We start from the raw sequence: 16,975 nt of genomic DNA, 5'->3' as shown, positions 1-16,975 counted from the left end.
TCATTCCTCCACGGGATGCAGTAGAACCGCGGCGACGTGCGCCGCGCCGGTGCCCAGCAGTACGACGGGGGACGGCTCGGCGCCCCCGGCCGTACGGTCGGTGAGATTGATCAGCGGGTCGCTGCCCAGACAGTGCGCGGTACGCGGGACGTTGTCCAGGTAGAGCTGGCCGTCCGCGAGGCCGGCCTCGCCCAGGAACGTCCGCAGGGTGTCCCGGGCGAGGTTGCTGGGCAGCACGGCGCCGGCCCCCAGGTCCCGCGCCGCCAGCCCCGTGGCCTGCCACAGATCGGCGAACACCCCTTGGTACAGCGCGAGCTGGGCGATCAGCCGGCGGCCCGGCGGGCCGGGCCCGAAGACCTCGTGGGCGATCCGGCGGGCCCCGCCGAGCACCTCCCAGCCGTGCCGCCGCCGCGAGACCACGGCCGCGGCGGCACCGTCGCCGGCGACCGCCGTGCCGCCCGGAATCACCCGGCCGTCCGGCAGCACCGTACGGACGAGGTCCCCGGAGACGACCAGTACGGTGCCGGACGCGCCCGACCTGACCAGGGACGCCGCGAGGTCGAGGGCGGCGGTGGCGGTGGAGCAGTCGGCCAGGCCCAGCGTCAACGGGTAGGCCCGGCGCAGGCCGAGACCGCTCAGCAGCTCCATGGCGGCGTGCCGGGCCGGGCCGTCGGCGGGCAGCGACTCGGTGGCGAGCAGCACGGTGTCCACGTCCGCCGGGTCGGTCCCGGAGGCGTCCAGGGCACCGCGCACGGCCGGTTCCAGGAGGCCGAGGATGCCGCCCTCGGCCTCGCGGTACTCGGCGAAGCCGGTGCCCGGGGCCGGTGGCGCGGCCGCGTACTCGGGAAGGTCGGCGACCGTTCGGCGGAGCGCGCCCAACTCCGCGGCGCAGCCGTTCACATAGGCCGCCGCCCCGGCGCTCACCCGGCCGCCTCCGCCGGCAGCGGGCGGGCGCCCAGCAGCACGGCCGCCAGGTGGGAGATGCCCGCGCCGAGGAGCACCAGACGGTCCGCGCCGTCCGCCTGCTCCTCCCCCGTGGCCTTCGCCTCCGCGAGCCGGTCGGCGAGGTTGATCAGCGGGTCGCTGCCCAGGCAGTGCCCGATCCGGCCGACGTTGCCCAGGGCGAGCCGGTCACCGCCGTAGCCGACGTCGGAGAGGTAGATCTCCAGTACGTTGCGCGCGAAGTTGCTGGGCAGGACGGCCCGCACCTCCTCGGGCCGGACCGGATGACGCGCCGCGAGCCGGGTGAACAGTTCGCGGTGCGCGGCGACCCGGGCCGCCAACTGCCGCCTCGCGGGCTCGCCCGGAGCCGGTTCCGGGGCGGCGTGGTGGGCCATGCCCAGCACCGGGAGCCCGGCCGCGGTGGCCGACACCAGGGCGGTGGCGGCGGCGTCGCTGGCGATGGCCGCGCCACCCGCGACGACGCGTTCGCCGCCGGTGGCGTGGTCGGCCAGGTCGCCGGAGACGACCAGGACATGGCGGGCGCTGCCGTCCCGGACCAGGGAGGCCGCGGTGCCGACGGCGGCCATGGCGGTGGCGCAGTCCATCAGGCCGAGCGTGCTCGCGGTGGCCCGGGTCAGCCCGGTCTCCTGGAGCAGTTCGGCGACGTCCCGGTGGGCCGAGCGGTCGCGGGGCAGCGAGTCGGTGGCCAGCAGCACCAGGTCGACCTCGTCGCCCGGCACTCCGGCCTCGCCCAGGGTGCGCTGGGCGGCGGCGGCCATCAGCTCCACCACCTGCCCGTCCGACCAGCGGTAGGTGTCGAATCCGGCGGCCGGGGCGGTCAGCCGGTCCGCGGCCTCGGGGTCCGCCAGCAGCTCCGGCAACTCGGTGACGGGGTCGGCGTACTCGCCCAGTTCATAGGCCGGGGCACACAGCCGTGCGGTGGTCATCCCTGGTCCCCGTCCCCGCCGCCCGCCTCGGCCGCGGCCGTGGCCAGGGCGGTGAACCGCTCGGCGAGACGGCGCACGGTGGCCGCGTCGTACAGCTCGGAGTCGTACTCGATCCAGCCCTCGGTGCCCTCCGGGCCGGGGTAGACGGACAGTGTCAGGTCGTAGCGGGCGGTGCCCTTGTCGAGGTCGGCGGTGGTGGCGCGGGCGCCCTGGATCTCCCGGCCGCCCTCCCCGAGGTTGTCGAAGACGAAGACGGCGTCCAGGAGGGCGTGGGTGCCCGGCACGCGGGGCGGCGACACCTCCGCCGCGATCAGCTCGCCCGGGTACGCGGCGTGCCGCAGGCCGGACCGGGTCGCCGTGCGGGCGGCGCGGGTCCGGGCGGCGTGTGAGCCGTCGCCCGGGTCGCGCAGCCGGACCGGCAGCACGTTGAGCAGGTAGCCGGCCACCTCGGCGGTGCCGGGGCGGTCCCGGCCCGCGGTGAACGTGCCGAGCAGGACGTCCGCGCGGCCGCCGAACTCGGCCAGCGCGGCCCAGGCCACGGCCAGCCAGCCGGTGTACGCGGTGGCCGCCGCGCGCTGCGCCGCGGCGGCGATCGCCTCGGTGACGTCCCGGGACACCGTGAAGTCCACCCGGCCGCCCTCGCGCGAGGTGCCGTCGGCGGTGCGCGGCCGGTCGGTGGGCAGCGGGGGCGGGGCGTCGGCCACTTCACCGGCCCAGTACGCGGCCGCCTCCTGCCCCTCCGGGCCGGCGATCCACTGCCGCAGGCCCTGGGCGTGGTCGCTGAACGCGGGGGCGGCGGCGGGCTCCGTGTCGGCGGGGCGGGCCAGTTCGTCCAGCAGCAGTTCGAAGGACCACGCGTCGAAGACCAGGTTGTGCACCACGACCAGCAGCCAGGCCTCGTCGGGAGCGGACCCGTCGGCGAGGACGACCCGCAGCAGTGGCCCGGCCGCCAGGTCGAACGGTTCGGCGGCCAGTTCCCCGGCCAGCCGGTGCGCCTCGTCGGCGTCGGCGCAGCGGGTCCGGGCCAGCCGGGGCGGCAGTTCGTCGTGCACCACCGGCCGGAGGCCCGAGCCGTCCTCCTGGAAGGTGGTGCGCAGCGCCTCGTGCCGGGCCGCGAAGCCGCGTACGCGCTCGGCGAGCAGGTCGAGGTCCACGGGGCCGCCGGTGAGGTGTACGGCCTGGCAGACCACGTCCACCGGCCGGCCGGGCAGCCGCTGCTGGGTCAGCCACAGCCGGCGCTGCCCCGGGGTCGGGCGGCGCTTGTCCGCCAGCGCCCGGGGGATCCGGCCGCGCAGGCGATCGCGCTGGCCGGGGGTGAGGGCGGCGAGCCGGGTGACGAGGTCGGCGCGGGAGGGGGCGGTGGTCATGCGTAACGCCTCCGGAGTTCGTTGAGGTGGCTCAGGCTCTGCACGACGAGGTCCTCGTCGACGCCGAAGTCGATCAGGCAGGCGATCTCGTTGACCCCCATGCCCCGGAAGCGGTCGACCACCGCCGCGCAGGAGTCGGGGGTGCCCAGCAGCGCGCCCTTCTCGAAGTACTTGTCGAAGGCGAACTTGATCAGTTCGTCCTGGTCGTCGGCGGAGATGTCCCGGACGCCCGCGCCGGGCGCGAGGTTCTTCTTCTGCGAGTCGATGACGGTGAAGAAGGAGCGCAGGTAGTCGCTGAAGGGCGGCCGGACGGTCTCCCTGACCTCCTCCAGGTCGGTGCCGATGAAGGTGTGCAGCATCAGCGTGACCGTGGTGCTCTCGGGGTCGTGCCCGTACTCCTCCAGGGTCTTGTGGTAGAGGGCGAGCTTCTCCTCCAGCTCCTCGTTTGTCATGTCGATCAGCGCGGTCAGCACGTTGCAGCCGAGCCGCCCGGCCGTCTCGAACGTCTCCGCGCTCTTGGTGCAGGTGAGCCAGATGGGGAGTTCGGGCTGAACGGGCTGCGGGTGCAGCTCCACCTCGACGTGGTTGCCCAGGCCGTCCTGGACGTAGACCGGCGCGCCCTCCCACAGTTCGCGGATGGTGCCCACCGCGTCGAACGTGCGCTGCCTGCGGTCGGACCAGCCCTCCGGCCGGATGGCGAAGTCCAGCGGGCTGAAGCCGGTGGCCAGGGCGATGCCCGCCCGGCCCCGGGAGAGGTTGTCGACCACCGCCCACTCCTCGGCGACCCGGATCGGGCTGTGCAGCGGCAGGATGACGCTGCCCGCCCGGATCTGGAGGCGCTGGGTGTGCATGGCCAGGCCCGCGCCGAGCACCGAGGGGTTGGGGTAGAGGCCGCCGAAGCGGTGGAAGTGCCGCTCCGGGGTCCAGATTGCGGTGAAGCCGTTCTCGTCCGCGTAGCGGGCCGCGTCGAGCACGAAGCGGTACTTGTTCTTCTCGTCCCCGGAGAAGAAGATCAGGCTGAAGTCCACGGTCAGCGCTCCTGTTCCTGCCGGTCCTGGTCGTTGTGGCCGTCCTGCCGTGCCTCGGCCAGCAGGCGTTCGATGTCGTCCGGGTCGAGCGCGGCCAACTGCGCCGCCAGCGACGCGATGTCGTCGGCGGGGGCGTCGGGGGCGGGCGCGTCGGCCGCCCCGGCAGCGGCCGCCGTACGGGCGTCCAGCCGTTCCTGTACGAGCGCGGCCAGGGCCCGGGGCGTCGGCTCGCCGAGCACCTCCGCCAGCGGCACCTCCGCCGAGAACTGGTCCCGCAGGTCCGACAGCAGCCGCACGATCAGCAGCGAGTCACCGCCGAACTCGAAGATGTCCCCGTCCAGCGGCATCTCCTCGGCGCCCAGCGCGGTGCGCACCAGCCGCGCCACCTGCCCGACGAGGTCGTCCGCCGCCTCCTGCGCGCCGGCGCCGTCCGCCGCGGCGGCGGTGCCCGCAGTCGGCCGGGCGATCCGCTCGTCCCGCACCCACTGGTCGAGCCGGTGCCCGATGTCCCAGGTGGACACGGCGACGTGGGAGACGTCGCGCAGTGTCAGCAGGCGGCGGACGGCCTCCAGGCCCTCCTCGGGCTGGATCGCCTTGTCGTCCATGCTGCGGCCGATCGCGGAGATCGCCCGTTTCTCGTCCTGGTGGTGCTGCCACACGTCCCAGGCCGCGCTGATCCACACCGTACGGTCCAGGCCGCGGTTGGCGCGCTCGGCGGCGGCGTCCATGAAGTGGTTGGCGGCGCCGTAGCCGAGCAGCCGCAGCCCGCCGAGCACACCGGCCAGCGAGGAGAGCAGCAGGACGAAGTCCACGTCGTGGCCGGCCAGTACCTTCTCCAGGGCGATCTGGCCGTGTGCCTTGGGCGCGAAGTGCCACCGGCACTGCTCGGCGCTCGCCGCGGTGATCGCCCGGTCCCACTGCTCGCTGGGCAGCCCGGCCGCGTGCACGACCCCGTGCACCGTGCCGAAGTGCGCGGTGACCTGGTCCACCGCGGCCCGCAGCGCGTCCTCGTCGGCCACGTCGGCGTGGACGAGGAGGGGCTCGCCACCGCCGTCCTCCAGGGCCCGCAGCCGTTTGATGCGCAGCGCCGTCCCGTCGTCCTCGTCGTGCGTGTCCAGCCAGGTGTCCCACTCCGCGCGGCCGGGGAGCGGTTCGCGGGTGAGCAGTGCCAGGCGGACGCCGGGGCACTCGCGGCGCAGCCACTGCGCGATGGTGGCACCGATCTCGCCGAGGCCGCCGGTGATGAGGTAGACGCCGTCCTCGCGCAGCCGGGAGACGGCCTTGGCGGTCCAGTCGGCGCGTACCGGCTCCAGGTCGGTGATCCACCGGGTGGCGCCGCGCAGGGTGGTGGCCACCTCGGGGCGGCGCTGTCCGGCCAGTTCGGCGGCGAGGGTGCGCAGCGAGTGCTCGTCCACGGGGGCGGGCAGGTCGAAGTGGCGGGCGCCGATGTTGCCGTGCTCCTGGCCGATGACCCGGGCGGCGACGGCGAGCGGGACCAGTTCGGACGCCGGTTCCGGCTCGGCCGGGCTGACGGCGTAGGCGCCCGCGCTGATCAGGTCGAGGTGCAGCGGTTTGCTGACGCCGTGTTCGCTGAGCGCCTTGACCAGGGCGATCAGGCTGTACAGGCCGTGCCGCTGGGCGGCCTCGAAGCGTTCTTTGCCGCGTTCGGCGGGCAGCGGCGCGGTGGACCAGGCGTGCAGGATCCGGTCCGGCAGCCGTTCCTCGGCCAGCAGGTCGGCGACGAGGCGGGCGTGGTCCTCCTCGGAGTCCGGCCGCAGCGTCCAGGTGTCGCCGTCCCGCCCGTACGCGGTGCCGGCCCGCACCGTCAGGATCTCCCCGGCGCAGGCGTGCGCGGCGATCCGGCCGGCGGTGCCCGGCGCGTCGGCGAAGAGCAGGACGGGGTCGGCGACCGGCTCGGCGGGCGCGTCGAGGGTGCCCACGGCGGGGCGCCACACCGGGGCGGAGAACCACTGGTCCAGGGGGAGTTTGCGCACCCCGCCGCCGGTGCCGCCGCCCGCTCCGGTCAGGGTGCCGGTGCCGGGCTCGACCCAGTAGCGGGTGCCTTCGAAGGGGTACGTCGGCAGTGGCACCCGGCCGCGGCCGCGGCCTGCGTAGTAGCCCTGCCAGTCCACCGGCAGGCCGGCCGCCCACAGCCGGCCGAGCGCGGCGGTCACCGCGGTCAGGTCGGCACCGGCGTCCCGCCCGCGGGCCGCGGAGGTGAGGACCGGTACGCCGGTCTCGCGGTCCGGGTGCCGCCGGGTGAAGGTGGCCAGCGTCTGGCCCGGCCCGGCCTCCAGGAAGACCGGGGCCTCGCCGTCCAGCACGGTGGCCACGTTGTCGGCGAACCGTACGGTCTCGCGCAGATGCCGTCCCCAGTAGGCCGGGTCGGTGGCTTCCTCGTCGGTGATCCAGGTGCCGGTCCGGTTGGACAGGAACGGGATCTCGGGGCGGCGCAGCGGGACATCGCGCAGCAGTTCGGTGAGGGGGCCGACGGCCGGGTCCATCATGGCCGAGTGGAAGGCGTGCGAGGTGACGACCTTGCGGTGGGCCACGCCGTCGGCGGTGAGCCGGGTGGTGAGCGCGCGGACCGCGTCCTTGGGCCCGGCCACGGTGCACACCGCGGGCTCGTTCACCGCGGCGAGCGCGACCCGGCCGTCCTCGGTGCCGTCTTCGAGGTACGGGGCCAGTTCGGCGGGCGGGAGCATGACCGCCGCCATCACCCCGCCGGGCAGCCCGTCCACCAGCCGGCCGCGCTCGGCGATCACCCGCAGGGCGTCGGGGAGCCGGAAGACCCCGGCGAGGGTGGCGGCCACGTACTCGCCGACGCTGTGCCCGACGAGCGCGGCCGGGCGCACGCCCCAGGCCGTCCACTGCCGGGCCAGCGCGTACTCCACCGCGAACAGCGCGGGCTGGGTCAGCCGGGTGCGGTTGAGGTCGTGCGGGGCGCCGGTGTACTCGCGCAGTCGCGGGTAGAGGGCGTCCCGCAGGTCCAGGCCCAGGTGCGGTTCCAGCAGCCGGGCACACTCGTCCAGCACCTCGCGGAACACCGGGAGGTGCTGGTACCAGCCCTGGCCCATGCCCGGGTGCTGGGCGCCCTGGCCGGGGAAGAGGAGCACGACGGGTCGGTCGGCGGGCTGCCCGGAGTCCTGGTGGGTGAAGCGCGGGTCGCCGCTGCGCAGCGCGCGCACGGCCGTCGCGCGGTCCGGGACGGTGAGCACCGCGCGGTAGTTGAAGGTGCGGCGGGCGGTGGCCAGGGTGTAGGCCGCGTCCTCCAGGGCGGTGTCGCCGAGGGCCTGGGGCGCGTCCTCGCCGGGCGCCGTGGCCTCCAGGTGGTCCGCCAGCTCCTGGCGCGCGGTCTCCAGCGCGGCCGGGGACTTGGCGGAGACCGGCAGCAGGACGACGGGGGCGGCGGGCCGTGCCGCCGGGCCGGGCTCCGGGGCTTCCTCCAGAACGACGTGCGCGGTGGTACCGCCCATGCCGGTGGAGGTGACCGCGCAGCGCAGCGGGCCGCCCTCCGCCGGCTGCCAGGGCTCGGTCCGCGTACCGACACGGAAACGGGTGCCCGCGACCTCGCACTGCGGGTTCCACCCGGTGAAGTGCGGGGTGGGCACCAGTGTGCGGTGCCGCAGCATCAGCACGCACTTGATGAGCGAGGTGACACCGGCGGCCGTACTCAGATGGCCGAGGTTGGCCTTCACCGACCCGATGGTCAGCGGCGGCGCGCCCGCCACCTGGTAGGACTGCGCGACGGCGGCCAGTTCGACGGGGTCGCCCATCGCGGTGCCGGTGCCGTGGGCCTCCAGGTAGCTGACGGTCGCCGGGTCCACGTCCGCCACGGCCAGCGCCTCGGCGAGGACGGCCGCCTGGCCCGTGACGCCCGGCGCGGTGTAGCCGACCCGGTCGGCGCCGTCGTTGCCGACGGCGGAGCCGCGCAGCACCGCCCAGACGGTGTCGCCCTCGGCGAGGGCGTCCGCCAGCCGTTTGAGCACCACCACACCGACGCCGTTGCCGAAGACCGTGCCGTCCGCGCCCGCGTCGAAGGGCCGCACCGTGCCGGACGCCGAGGTGATCCCGTCGGTCTCGTGCCGGTACCCGGCCTCCTGCGGGAAGCGCAGCGCCACCCCGCCGGCCAGCGCGACGTCGCACTCCTGCGCCAGCAGGCTCTGCGCCGCCTGGTGCACCGCGACCAGCGAGGTGGAGCAGGCGGTCTGCACGGAGATGCTCGGGCCGGTGAGGTTGAGGTGGTACGAGACCCGGGTGGCCAGGTAGTTGGAGTCGTTGCCCATCAGCGCGGACAGGTCCTGGCGCAGCCTGGGCAGCGAGCCGGCGAAGCCCTGCTCCCCGGTCAGCACGTTGTTCAGCAGGTACGTGCTGTTCAGCGCGCCCGCGAAGACGCCGATGCGGCCCGCGTACTGCTCGGAGTCGTGGCCGCTGTGCTCCAGCGCCTTCCAGGAGGACTGCAGGAACAGCCGGAGCTGCGGGTCCATCCGCTCGGCCTCGCGGGCGCTGAGGTAGAAGAAGGAGGCGTCGAAGAGGTCCGCGTCCTCGACCGTCGCGGCCCGTCGCACGTAGCGGGGGTCGGCCAGTTCGCCGGCCGCCACTCCGGCGGCGGTGAGCTGCTCCTCGTCCACGTCGCGGATCTGGTCGGTGCCCGCCAGCAGGTTGCGCCAGAAGGCGTGGTGGTCGCGGGCGCCCGGCAGCCGGCAGTCCAGGCCGACGACGGCGATCCGTCCGTCGAGGTCGGCGCCGTCCGCCGCGGCGGCGTCGGCGTAGGGACGGTCAGTCACGAGTTCCTCCTGGTTGCTGGGGATGCGGCGGCGGACCGGCGGGGCGCGTACGGGCGGCGGCCCGGCGGGTACCGCCACGGGCGGCCGCGCGCCTGCGGGCGCCCCGTACGGTGCCCGCGGTGGAGTCCTCCTGGCCGCTGCCGATGAGCCGTACCAGGCTCCGGATGGTCGGTGCCCGGTAGAGGTCGGTCATCCGCAGTCCGGGCGCGACGGTGCGGGTGAGCCGTTCGTGGACGGCGGCCACCCGCAGGGACGTCCCGCCCAGGTCGAAGAAGTTGTCGTCCAGCGCCACCGCGCCGGTGCCGAGCACCTCGCGCCACGCCTCGGCCACGGCCCGCTCCAGCGGCCCCGTCCCGGGCGCGCCGGCGGCCGGCCCGGTCTCCCGGGCCGCGAGCGGGTCGGGCAGGGCCGCCCGGTCGATCTTGTGGTTGGGGGTCAGCGGCAGCGCGTCGAGCAGGACGTACGCCGTGGGCACCGCGTGGTCGGGCAGCACGCCGCGCAACTTCGCCCGCAGCGCCGCCGGTTCGGCCCGCGCCCCGTCGGCCGCCACCAGGTACGCCGCCAACTGCCGCTCGCCCAGCCGGTCGGTGAACGGCATCACCACCGCCTCGCGCACCTCGGGCAGCTCCTTCAGTGCGCTCTCCACCTCCCCGGTCTCCACCCGGATCCCGGAGATCTTCACCTGGAAGTCGCGGCGCCCGATCAGCAGCAGAGTGCCGTCCGCCAGCCGCCGGGCCAGGTCGCCGGTACGGTACGTCCGCCCGTCCGGGACCGCGCCGGGCGCCAGGTAGTCGCTGCGTACGACGATTTCGCCCTCGCCCGCCCCCTCGACCGGCTGCCCGTGCTCGTCCTGGAGCCACACCTGGGTGGCGGCCACCGGGGAGCCCAGCGGGAAGACCCCGGTCGGCGGCCGGTAGTCGCGGTCGGCGACCCGCAGCAGCGCGCAGGAGCACTCGGTCGAGCCGTAGGCCCCGGCCACCCGGCAGTGCGCCGCGAAGGCCCGCCGGGCGGCGTCGAGGTCGGCCAGGTGGAGGGTGTCCCCGCCGAGGGCGAGCATCCGCATCGCGGGCAGCGCGGTGCCCCGCGTCTCCATGGCCCGTACCAGGGCCCGGAAGACCGGGAGCGTGGAGTGGTAGACGGTGATCTCCTCGTCCGCCATCCACCGCAGCAGGCCGCCGATGCCGAGCGACTTGAGGTCGACGGGGTACAGGGCCGCCCCGTTGAGCAGGGCGGCGAAGGTGTCCTGCACCGCCGAGTCCCAGCTATAGGCGGACTGGAGGGTGAGCCGGTCCAGCGGGCCGATGCCCAGGCCGTCGGTCCACGCCCGCGTGTGGTGCAGGACGTTGCGGTGCCGCTGCGCGACCGGCTTGGGCTGCCCGGTGGAGCCGGAGGTGTACAGCACGTACGCCTCACCGTCGGGCCGCGCCCGCACGGCTGCCGCCTCGTCCGCGTCCCCCGCCACCAGCTCCTCGTACGCCAGCACCGGCCGCTCCCCCGCCAGCCGGCCGGCCGGCGACAGGTGCTGCTCGGTGGCGGCCAGGGCCCGTACGCCCGCGTCCCGCGCCATGAAGGCGAGGCGCGGCTCGGGGTAGGCGGCGTCCAGCGGTACGTACGACAGTCCGGCGCGCAGCACGCCGAGCAGTGCCGCGATCATCTCGGCGCCGTGCGAGAAGAGCAGCCCGACCCGGTCGCCCGGCCGCAGTCCGGCCGCGGCCAGCGAGGCGGCGACGCGGGCCGCGCGGTCGGCGGTCTCCCGGTAGGTCCAGCGCGCCTCGGGGGTGACCACGGCCGCCCGCCCCGGGTGGGCGGCGGCCTGTTCCAGGAAGCGGTGCACCAGGGTCCCGGCCTGCTCGGCGGGCGGGAACGGCCGGTGCCCGGTGGGCACTTCGGCGGGTGCTGCCGGCGTCGTGGTCATGGCGTGGTGCCCCCTTCCGGTGCGGCGGCCGGGCCGTGGGAGAAGAGGACGGCGGGGTGCGCGGGCCGCTCGCGCAGCCGCGCGTAGGCTTCGGCGGCCCGCTCCAGCGGAAGGCGCGGCAGCCCCATCAGGGCCGGGCGGATCGCGCCGGAGCCGATCAGGTCCAGCGCCCGTCGCAGGTTCTCGGTGACCGTGCCCTCGCCGTCCGGCGCCACGACCTCGGTGAGCCCGCGGGCGTACGAGGCGTCCCGGTACCCGGCTCCGCAGCGGGCCGCGTACCGGATGTCGAGGTTGCCCAGCTCCACGCTGAAGTCGATGTGTGCCGCGAACCGGCCCACCCCGACCAGCCTGGGGCGCCCCGGGGCCCGGCCCGCCCAGCGGGCCGCCGCCGCGACGGTGGCCCCGGCGTCCCCGGTGCCGCACAGGAAGACGCACCGGCCCCCGCGCGCTTCCTGCCCGGGGTCCGCTGCCCGCTCCGCGAAGAAGCGCTCCCCGTCGGCCGCGGCCAGTCCGAGCGCCGACGCCGTGCGCAGCCGCTCCGGGCGCAGGTCCAGCAGGGTGGTCGGCAGGCCCCGGGCCGCCGCGATCTGGGCGACCAACTGGCCGACCATTCCGGCGCCCACCACGGCCACCTCGTCCGCGGGTTCCAGCACGGCCCGGTCCACCGCGTGCACGGCGGTCGCCGCCAGCCCCGCCACCACCGCGTCCGCCAGGTCGAGGCCGGCCGGCACCCGGTGGCACAGCCGGTAGGGCACGGTGACCGCCTCGCTGTGCACGGCCTCGCCCCAGCCCATGGCGATCACCCGGTCGCCGGGCGCGAACCCGGGCGCCCGCGGGCCGACCGCGTCCACTTCCCCGGCCGAGCAGTACCCGAGGACGAAGCGCTCGCCGGTGCGTGCCGAGCGGTCCAGGTAGTGCAGTTCGGTGCCCGGGCTCACCAGGCTCCACGCGGCGCGCAGCCGTATCTCGCCGCGCCCCGGGGGCTGCCGCAGCACCTCTTCGACGACCGGGTCCGGGCTTCCGTGCGCCACCAACTGCCGTACGGGTAACGGGAGTACGGCGGCCGCTCCGGACACTGCGGACACGTCACCGAGCGGCGCCGCGGCCGCCCCGGACACCGCCGCACCGGCGGCCTCCGGCGCGATCCGCTCGAAAGACGTCTGGTCCGTCATCGCCCCGCCCCCTCATCGGCCCCTCGCCGCATGGTTTCCCTCCCGCTCGGGTGCCGCTATCCACCGCTCGTCCGGCACGATGTCCAGTTCCTCGCGGTGCCCCGGTATCGGCCCCAGCGGCACCGGCCGGCCCGACCGTTCGTAGGTGGCGCGCCGGTTGCGTTTGCGCTCCAGGCCGAGGTTGAGGCCCGCCAGGTCCACGGGTTCGTGGGTGAGCAGCCCGTGCTGCCGCCCGACGGCCACCGCCTCGGCACCGGCCCCGGTACGGATGAACACCCGGCCGTGCTTGGGCTGCCCCTCGCCGCTCACACTCGCGGCGAAGATGTTCGGGTCGCCGTCGCTGACGCTCACGTCGGCCAGCCCCGACATCCAGTCCCCGCAGGACAGGCAGCGGTGCGTCTTGTTGCCGGCGAAGTCCCGGACCGCCTGCCAGAACTCCACCTGGTGGTCCACGCCGTCTTGCGTACGGATCCCGATGTTGCCCGGGTACTCGCCCTCGCGGTACCGCAGCCGCACCACCGACTCCAGCGGCACGTGGGCGCGTTCACGGATCACCGCGGCGGTGCCCTCGGGGCGCGTACTGGAGGAGCACGCGGGCTCGACCAGCAGGACGACGTGGTCGCGTGCCCACCGTCCGGCCTCGGTGTCCATGGCCTGGAGCTTGCGCATCGCCTGAATATGACAGGCCACTCCGGACATGGCGACCCGGGCGTCGGGCTCCTCGGTCATCACCTGCCGTAACGCTCCCAGGTACGGAGCGAGTTGATAGGTGGACTGCGCGGTCTCCACCAGGTCGCCGGGGTCGCGTACCAGCGCGGGCGCCGCCCGCCAGGGCTGCTCGGCGTCCCGTCCCATGGAGAGCACCGCCGTCACGTCCAGCACCCGCATGGCCGTCTGGAGCAGCGCGGTGAGGCTGCCGCCGCTGGCGGACGCCTCGTACACCACGGGGTCCAGCGCATGTCCGGCGACCACCTCCTCGAAGACCCCGGTCCAGCGCTCGTCCGGGGTGCGGGTCCGGCCGAACAGCCGCTCCTCGGCGGCCGGGGTGCCGGGGTCGGCCCCCGGGCAGACGTCCAGGCAGTCGGTGCACTCCCCGCAGTCGGCGGCGGTCCAGGAGGCCACGGTGAGCACCGGGTCCAGCTCGTCGAAGCCGATCACCCCGGCCGGGCAGGCCAGCTCGCAGGCCCCGCACACGGTGCACAGTTGCGGCGCCAGCACGTCCTTTTCCAACTGCTGGAACGTCATGCGCGACCGCCGTTCGGGGTGGGGGTGGCGGGGGCGGCGTGGTGCCCGCCGTTCCGTGTGGCGTCCGGGACGGCCCCGGCCACCGCCGCCTCCAGCGCGTCGATCAGGAACCGGTAGCCGTCCTCGTCCAGCAGCGCCGGCGGCACGATCTTGACGGTGGCGCCCTCCGGTCCACCGCCGAACAGCAACAGCCGGCCGCGCAGCGCGCCGCCCGTGACGGCCCGCGCCCGTTCCGGGTCCGGTCGCCCGTCCCGTACGCAGTCGAAGGCCGCCAGCGCGCCGGTCGCCCGCACCGCCCGCATCCAGGAGTGCCCGGCGGCCAGTGCCGCCAGGTCGGCGCGCAAGCGTCTCCCCAACTCCCGTGCCCGGCCCGCCAGGTCCTCCCGTACGACGACGTCCAGGACGGCCCCGGCGGCGGCACAGGAGACCGGATGCCCCGAGAACGTGGAGGTCTGCACGCCCGGCGGCAACGCGTCGACCACCGCGCGCTCCCCCACCACGGCGCCGACCGGGAAGCCGTTGCCCAGCGTCTTGCCGAGCAGCGTCAGGTCCGGGCGCTCGGTCATCAGCTCGGCGGTGAACAGCCGCCCGGCGCGCCCCAGTCCGGTGTAGATCTCATCCAGTACGAGCAGCGCGCCCCGGGAGTGCGCCTGCCGGGCGATCTCGTCCAGCAGCCCCGGCGCCACATCCAGCACGCCCTCGGTCACCTGGACCGGCTCCAGCACCACGGCCGCGGTGCCGCCGCGCCGGTCGGCGGCGTCCAGCGCCGCGGACAGCCCCGCCGCGAACCGCGCCGCGTCGTCGGGCCCCGGTTCCCTGGGGTCGGGCAGCTCCGCGATGACGGCCGGCCCGCGGCCGTCCTCGTCCCCGAAGCCGCTGTAGGTCTTGAACTCCGCGCGCCAGGTGAGCGCCAGCGCCCCGGCCGTCTTGCCGTGGAAGCCGTAGCGGAAGCCGACCACGGCCCGGTGCCCGGTGGCCGCGCGGGCGATCTTCAGCGCGGACTCCACCGCCTCCGCGCCGGTCGTGGTGGGCAGCACTGCGGGCTCCGCGTACGGGGACAGCGCGCCGATCCGCTCGACCATCCGCCGGCGGGCGTCCGAACCCAGCTTGCAGCCGGTGTGCGCCAGGCGGCCGGCCTGAGCCGTCACGGCGGCGATGACGTCCGGGTGCTGATGCCCCAGGGTCGCCGCGCCGCTTCCCGCGGTCCCGTCGAACCAGGCGGTGCCGTCCTCGGCGTAGAGCCAGGGCCCGCTGCCGCCGCTGAAGGCCGGCCCCAGGGTGCTGCCCGTGGACCGCGCCTCGGTACTCGCCTCACTCATCATGCCTCGGGGTCCTTTGCGATCCGGGCGCCGACGGCCCGTTGCACATCGGCGAAGTCGGGAAATGACGTGCGGTGACAGGCGCCGCCGCGCACCGTGGTGCGCCCCGGCAGGCACCCCGCGAGCGTCGCGGCGGCCATGGCGATCCGGTGGTCCTCGAAGCCCGGCACCACACCGGCGCGCAGCGGCGCGCCGCCGTGCACCGTCAGCCCGTCCGCCGCCACCTCGATCCGGGCGCCGAAGGCTTCGGCCATCCGCGCCGTGGTCGTCAGCCGGTCCGTCTCCTTGAAGCGCAGTTCCTGCGCGCATCCGATCCACGATGTCCCGGGCAGCCGGGCCGCGACCAGGGCCAGCAGCGGCACCTCGTCGATCAGCGCGTGCAGCAGCCAGGGCTCGTCCACCCGCACGGACTCGACGGCGTCCAGCCCTCCCCGGACCACCACGGTCCCCACCGGCTCACCGGCCCGCGGGCGTCCCCCCTCGGTGCTTCCGGTCCCGCTTCCGTCCCCGCACTCGGGCGCGTCCCCGCGCCCGTGCTCGTACGCGTAGGAGATGTCCGCCCCGCCCCGCCGCAGCACCTCGAAGAATCCGGTCCGGGTCGGGTTCAGGCAGACGCCCGGCACCCGCAGCGTACCGCCGTCCCCCCACAGCAGATGCGCGGCCACGGGATACGCCGCGAGCGACGGATCGGCCGGTACGTCGATGCCTCCCGGCACCTGGAACGCCCGCCCGGCCCACACGAGTTCGCTGTCCCCCTCGTCCAGCTCACCGCCGAACGAAGCGAGCATCCGCTCGGTGTGGTCCCGCGAACGCACCGGGTGCCGTACGGTCCCGGGCAGGCCGGCGGCGGCCAAGGCCAGCAGTACCCCGGACCGTGCCTGCGCGCTCCCCACGCGTAACTCCACCGTCCTGCCGGGCCGGCACACCGGTCCCTTCACCCAGACGGGCAGGCAGCCGTCGTCCCCGAGATACGTGATGTCCGCGCCCAGTTCGGCCAGCGGGTCGACCAGCCAGTCCATCGGCCGGTGCCGCAGTACGTCGTCGCCGTCCACCACCGCCGGGGTGCCACTCCCCGCGAGTACGCCGATCAGCAGCCGGGCCGCGGCGCTCGACCCTCCGGTCTCCACGTACGGCACGCCCTCGGGCCACCGGGCGACATCCGGGTGCTCCCGTACCCGCTGCGGCACCGGTGCCGCACCGCGCCGCACGGTCAGCGTGGCGCCGTCCGCACCGGCCACGACCTCCACGCCCAGCGCGCGCATCGCCGGCAGCAACGCGCGTACGGCGCCGCCCACGTTGGCGTTGCGCACCGTCAGCACCTCGGGTGCTCCCGGAAGCAGGGCCGCGAGCAGGGCCCGGTGACTGACCGACTTGTCGCCCGGCACCCCGACGCTCAGCGCACCGGCACCGACGGCCGCCGCGGCCCGCCCGCCGTCCACCACCAGATCCGCCGATTCGGTACCCGGCTTGTCGAATGTCTTCCGGGTCCCTCTCCGGGCGTCAAGCACACCTTGCTCCTTGTTCCTGGACACCGGGTTCAAAGTCGCCCGGGACACCCGCCTTGCAGTCGGCATCACCATGACGGCACGGGGGATTCACCGCGTACGGCAACGTGAACGCCTCACCGACACCGCATCAAGAAGGGGAAAAACCCCTCGGTCAAAACCGCGGTCGCCGCGGCGGACCGGAATGTCCGGCAGATGCCGGGGACGGGGATTCGATGGTCAGGGCTCGATGGACAGGACTCAATTGACGGTCACCCCTCCCCGCGGTACGGCAAACCATGGGCAAGGCCCCCGTGGCGAGGCCGACTCAACCACCCGTACAGAGCAACTGTCAATGAATAGTTGACCACTTCATCAAGTCCCCCACACCCCCCGGCCCCCAAAGAAAACCATCCTTCCCCCACGCGCCCCACCGCAATCCCACCGCCACGCAAAAGGTTCCCGGAAACCCCTCGAACCCCGCTCCGCAGCCCGTCACCACCACCCACCTGACACCTCGCGCACCCTCTCCCCAGGCCACCACGCACCCACCACGACCGCGCCCGGCCACTCCCACCACCTCATCCACAAACTTCCCACCGGAAGCAACAGCGAGAAATACAGCGACCAATAAGCGGCACAGAAACACCCTCGGCGGCGGTGCCGACGACGCCTTTGCCGCATTCGCAGAACGGTGCGCCGCCCGGATGGCCGATGCAGCCATCCCGGAATCCCGCTTCAGCCGCGGTGAACTCACGATCGGGCGAGG

10 protein-coding genes are annotated in these 16,975 nt (G+C 75.0%); all 10 read right to left on the bottom strand.

The genetic code is table 11. The features are described from left to right. The 10 genes from ACH4EB_RS22495 to ACH4EB_RS22450 are packed head-to-tail and all read right to left on the bottom strand — an operon-like array spanning position 1 to position 16,230. The gene (locus ACH4EB_RS22495; protein WP_398349329.1) at positions 1–924 is read right to left on the bottom strand and encodes an acyl carrier protein; all 924 of its coding nucleotides are present in this window, start codon (positions 922–924) and stop codon (positions 1–3) included. Continuing rightward, positions 921–1,889 (bottom strand): acyl carrier protein, encoded by a 969-nt coding sequence (locus ACH4EB_RS22490; protein ID WP_398349328.1) that lies wholly within the window; start codon positions 1,887–1,889, stop codon positions 921–923. Before ACH4EB_RS22490 ends, ACH4EB_RS22495 begins: the two co-directional genes overlap by 4 nt. After that, complete coding sequence (locus ACH4EB_RS22485) at positions 1,886–3,256, bottom strand: condensation domain-containing protein (protein WP_398349327.1); 1,371 nt, start codon at positions 3,254–3,256, stop codon at positions 1,886–1,888. Before ACH4EB_RS22485 ends, ACH4EB_RS22490 begins: the two co-directional genes overlap by 4 nt. After that, positions 3,253–4,284: a MupA/Atu3671 family FMN-dependent luciferase-like monooxygenase gene (locus ACH4EB_RS22480; RefSeq protein WP_398349326.1), complete on the bottom strand. Its 1,032-nt coding sequence runs from the start codon at positions 4,282–4,284 to the stop codon at positions 3,253–3,255. The genes ACH4EB_RS22485 and ACH4EB_RS22480 overlap by 4 nt, the downstream gene beginning before the upstream one ends. Positions 4,285–4,286: 2 nt before the next feature. Next, on the bottom strand, positions 4,287–9,071 hold the full coding sequence (locus ACH4EB_RS22475; RefSeq protein WP_398349325.1) for an SDR family oxidoreductase: 4,785 nt from the start codon (positions 9,069–9,071) through the stop codon (positions 4,287–4,289). Continuing rightward, entirely contained in the window at positions 9,064–10,986 is a 1,923-nt protein-coding gene (locus tag ACH4EB_RS22470) for a non-ribosomal peptide synthetase (RefSeq protein WP_398349324.1), read from the bottom strand. Before ACH4EB_RS22470 ends, ACH4EB_RS22475 begins: the two co-directional genes overlap by 8 nt. Beyond that, entirely contained in the window at positions 10,983–12,158 is a 1,176-nt protein-coding gene (locus tag ACH4EB_RS22465; protein ID WP_398349323.1) for a 3-hydroxyacyl-CoA dehydrogenase NAD-binding domain-containing protein, read from the bottom strand. Before ACH4EB_RS22465 ends, ACH4EB_RS22470 begins: the two co-directional genes overlap by 4 nt. A gap of 12 nt (positions 12,159–12,170) precedes the next feature. Next, a complete protein-coding gene (locus ACH4EB_RS22460; RefSeq protein ID WP_398349322.1) occupies positions 12,171–13,403 on the bottom strand; it encodes a Coenzyme F420 hydrogenase/dehydrogenase, beta subunit C-terminal domain in 1,233 nt (410 codons plus the stop codon). Then, a complete protein-coding gene (locus ACH4EB_RS22455; protein ID WP_398349321.1) occupies positions 13,400–14,722 on the bottom strand; it encodes an aminotransferase class III-fold pyridoxal phosphate-dependent enzyme in 1,323 nt (440 codons plus the stop codon). Before ACH4EB_RS22455 ends, ACH4EB_RS22460 begins: the two co-directional genes overlap by 4 nt. Next, positions 14,722–16,230 carry a 3-phosphoshikimate 1-carboxyvinyltransferase gene (locus tag ACH4EB_RS22450; RefSeq protein ID WP_398349320.1) on the bottom strand — a complete coding sequence of 503 codons (1,509 nt, stop codon included), beginning with the start codon at positions 16,228–16,230 and terminating at the stop codon, positions 14,722–14,724. Before ACH4EB_RS22450 ends, ACH4EB_RS22455 begins: the two co-directional genes overlap by 1 nt. Positions 16,231–16,975 lie beyond the last annotated feature (745 nt).

Origin of the sequence: Streptomyces sp. NPDC018045 (assembly GCF_044327445.1) — a bacterium.
GTDB lineage: Bacteria > Actinomycetota > Actinomycetes > Streptomycetales > Streptomycetaceae > Streptomyces.
The sequence above is the reverse complement of the archived record's forward strand: the minus strand, read 5'-3'. Positions and strand labels throughout refer to the sequence as shown.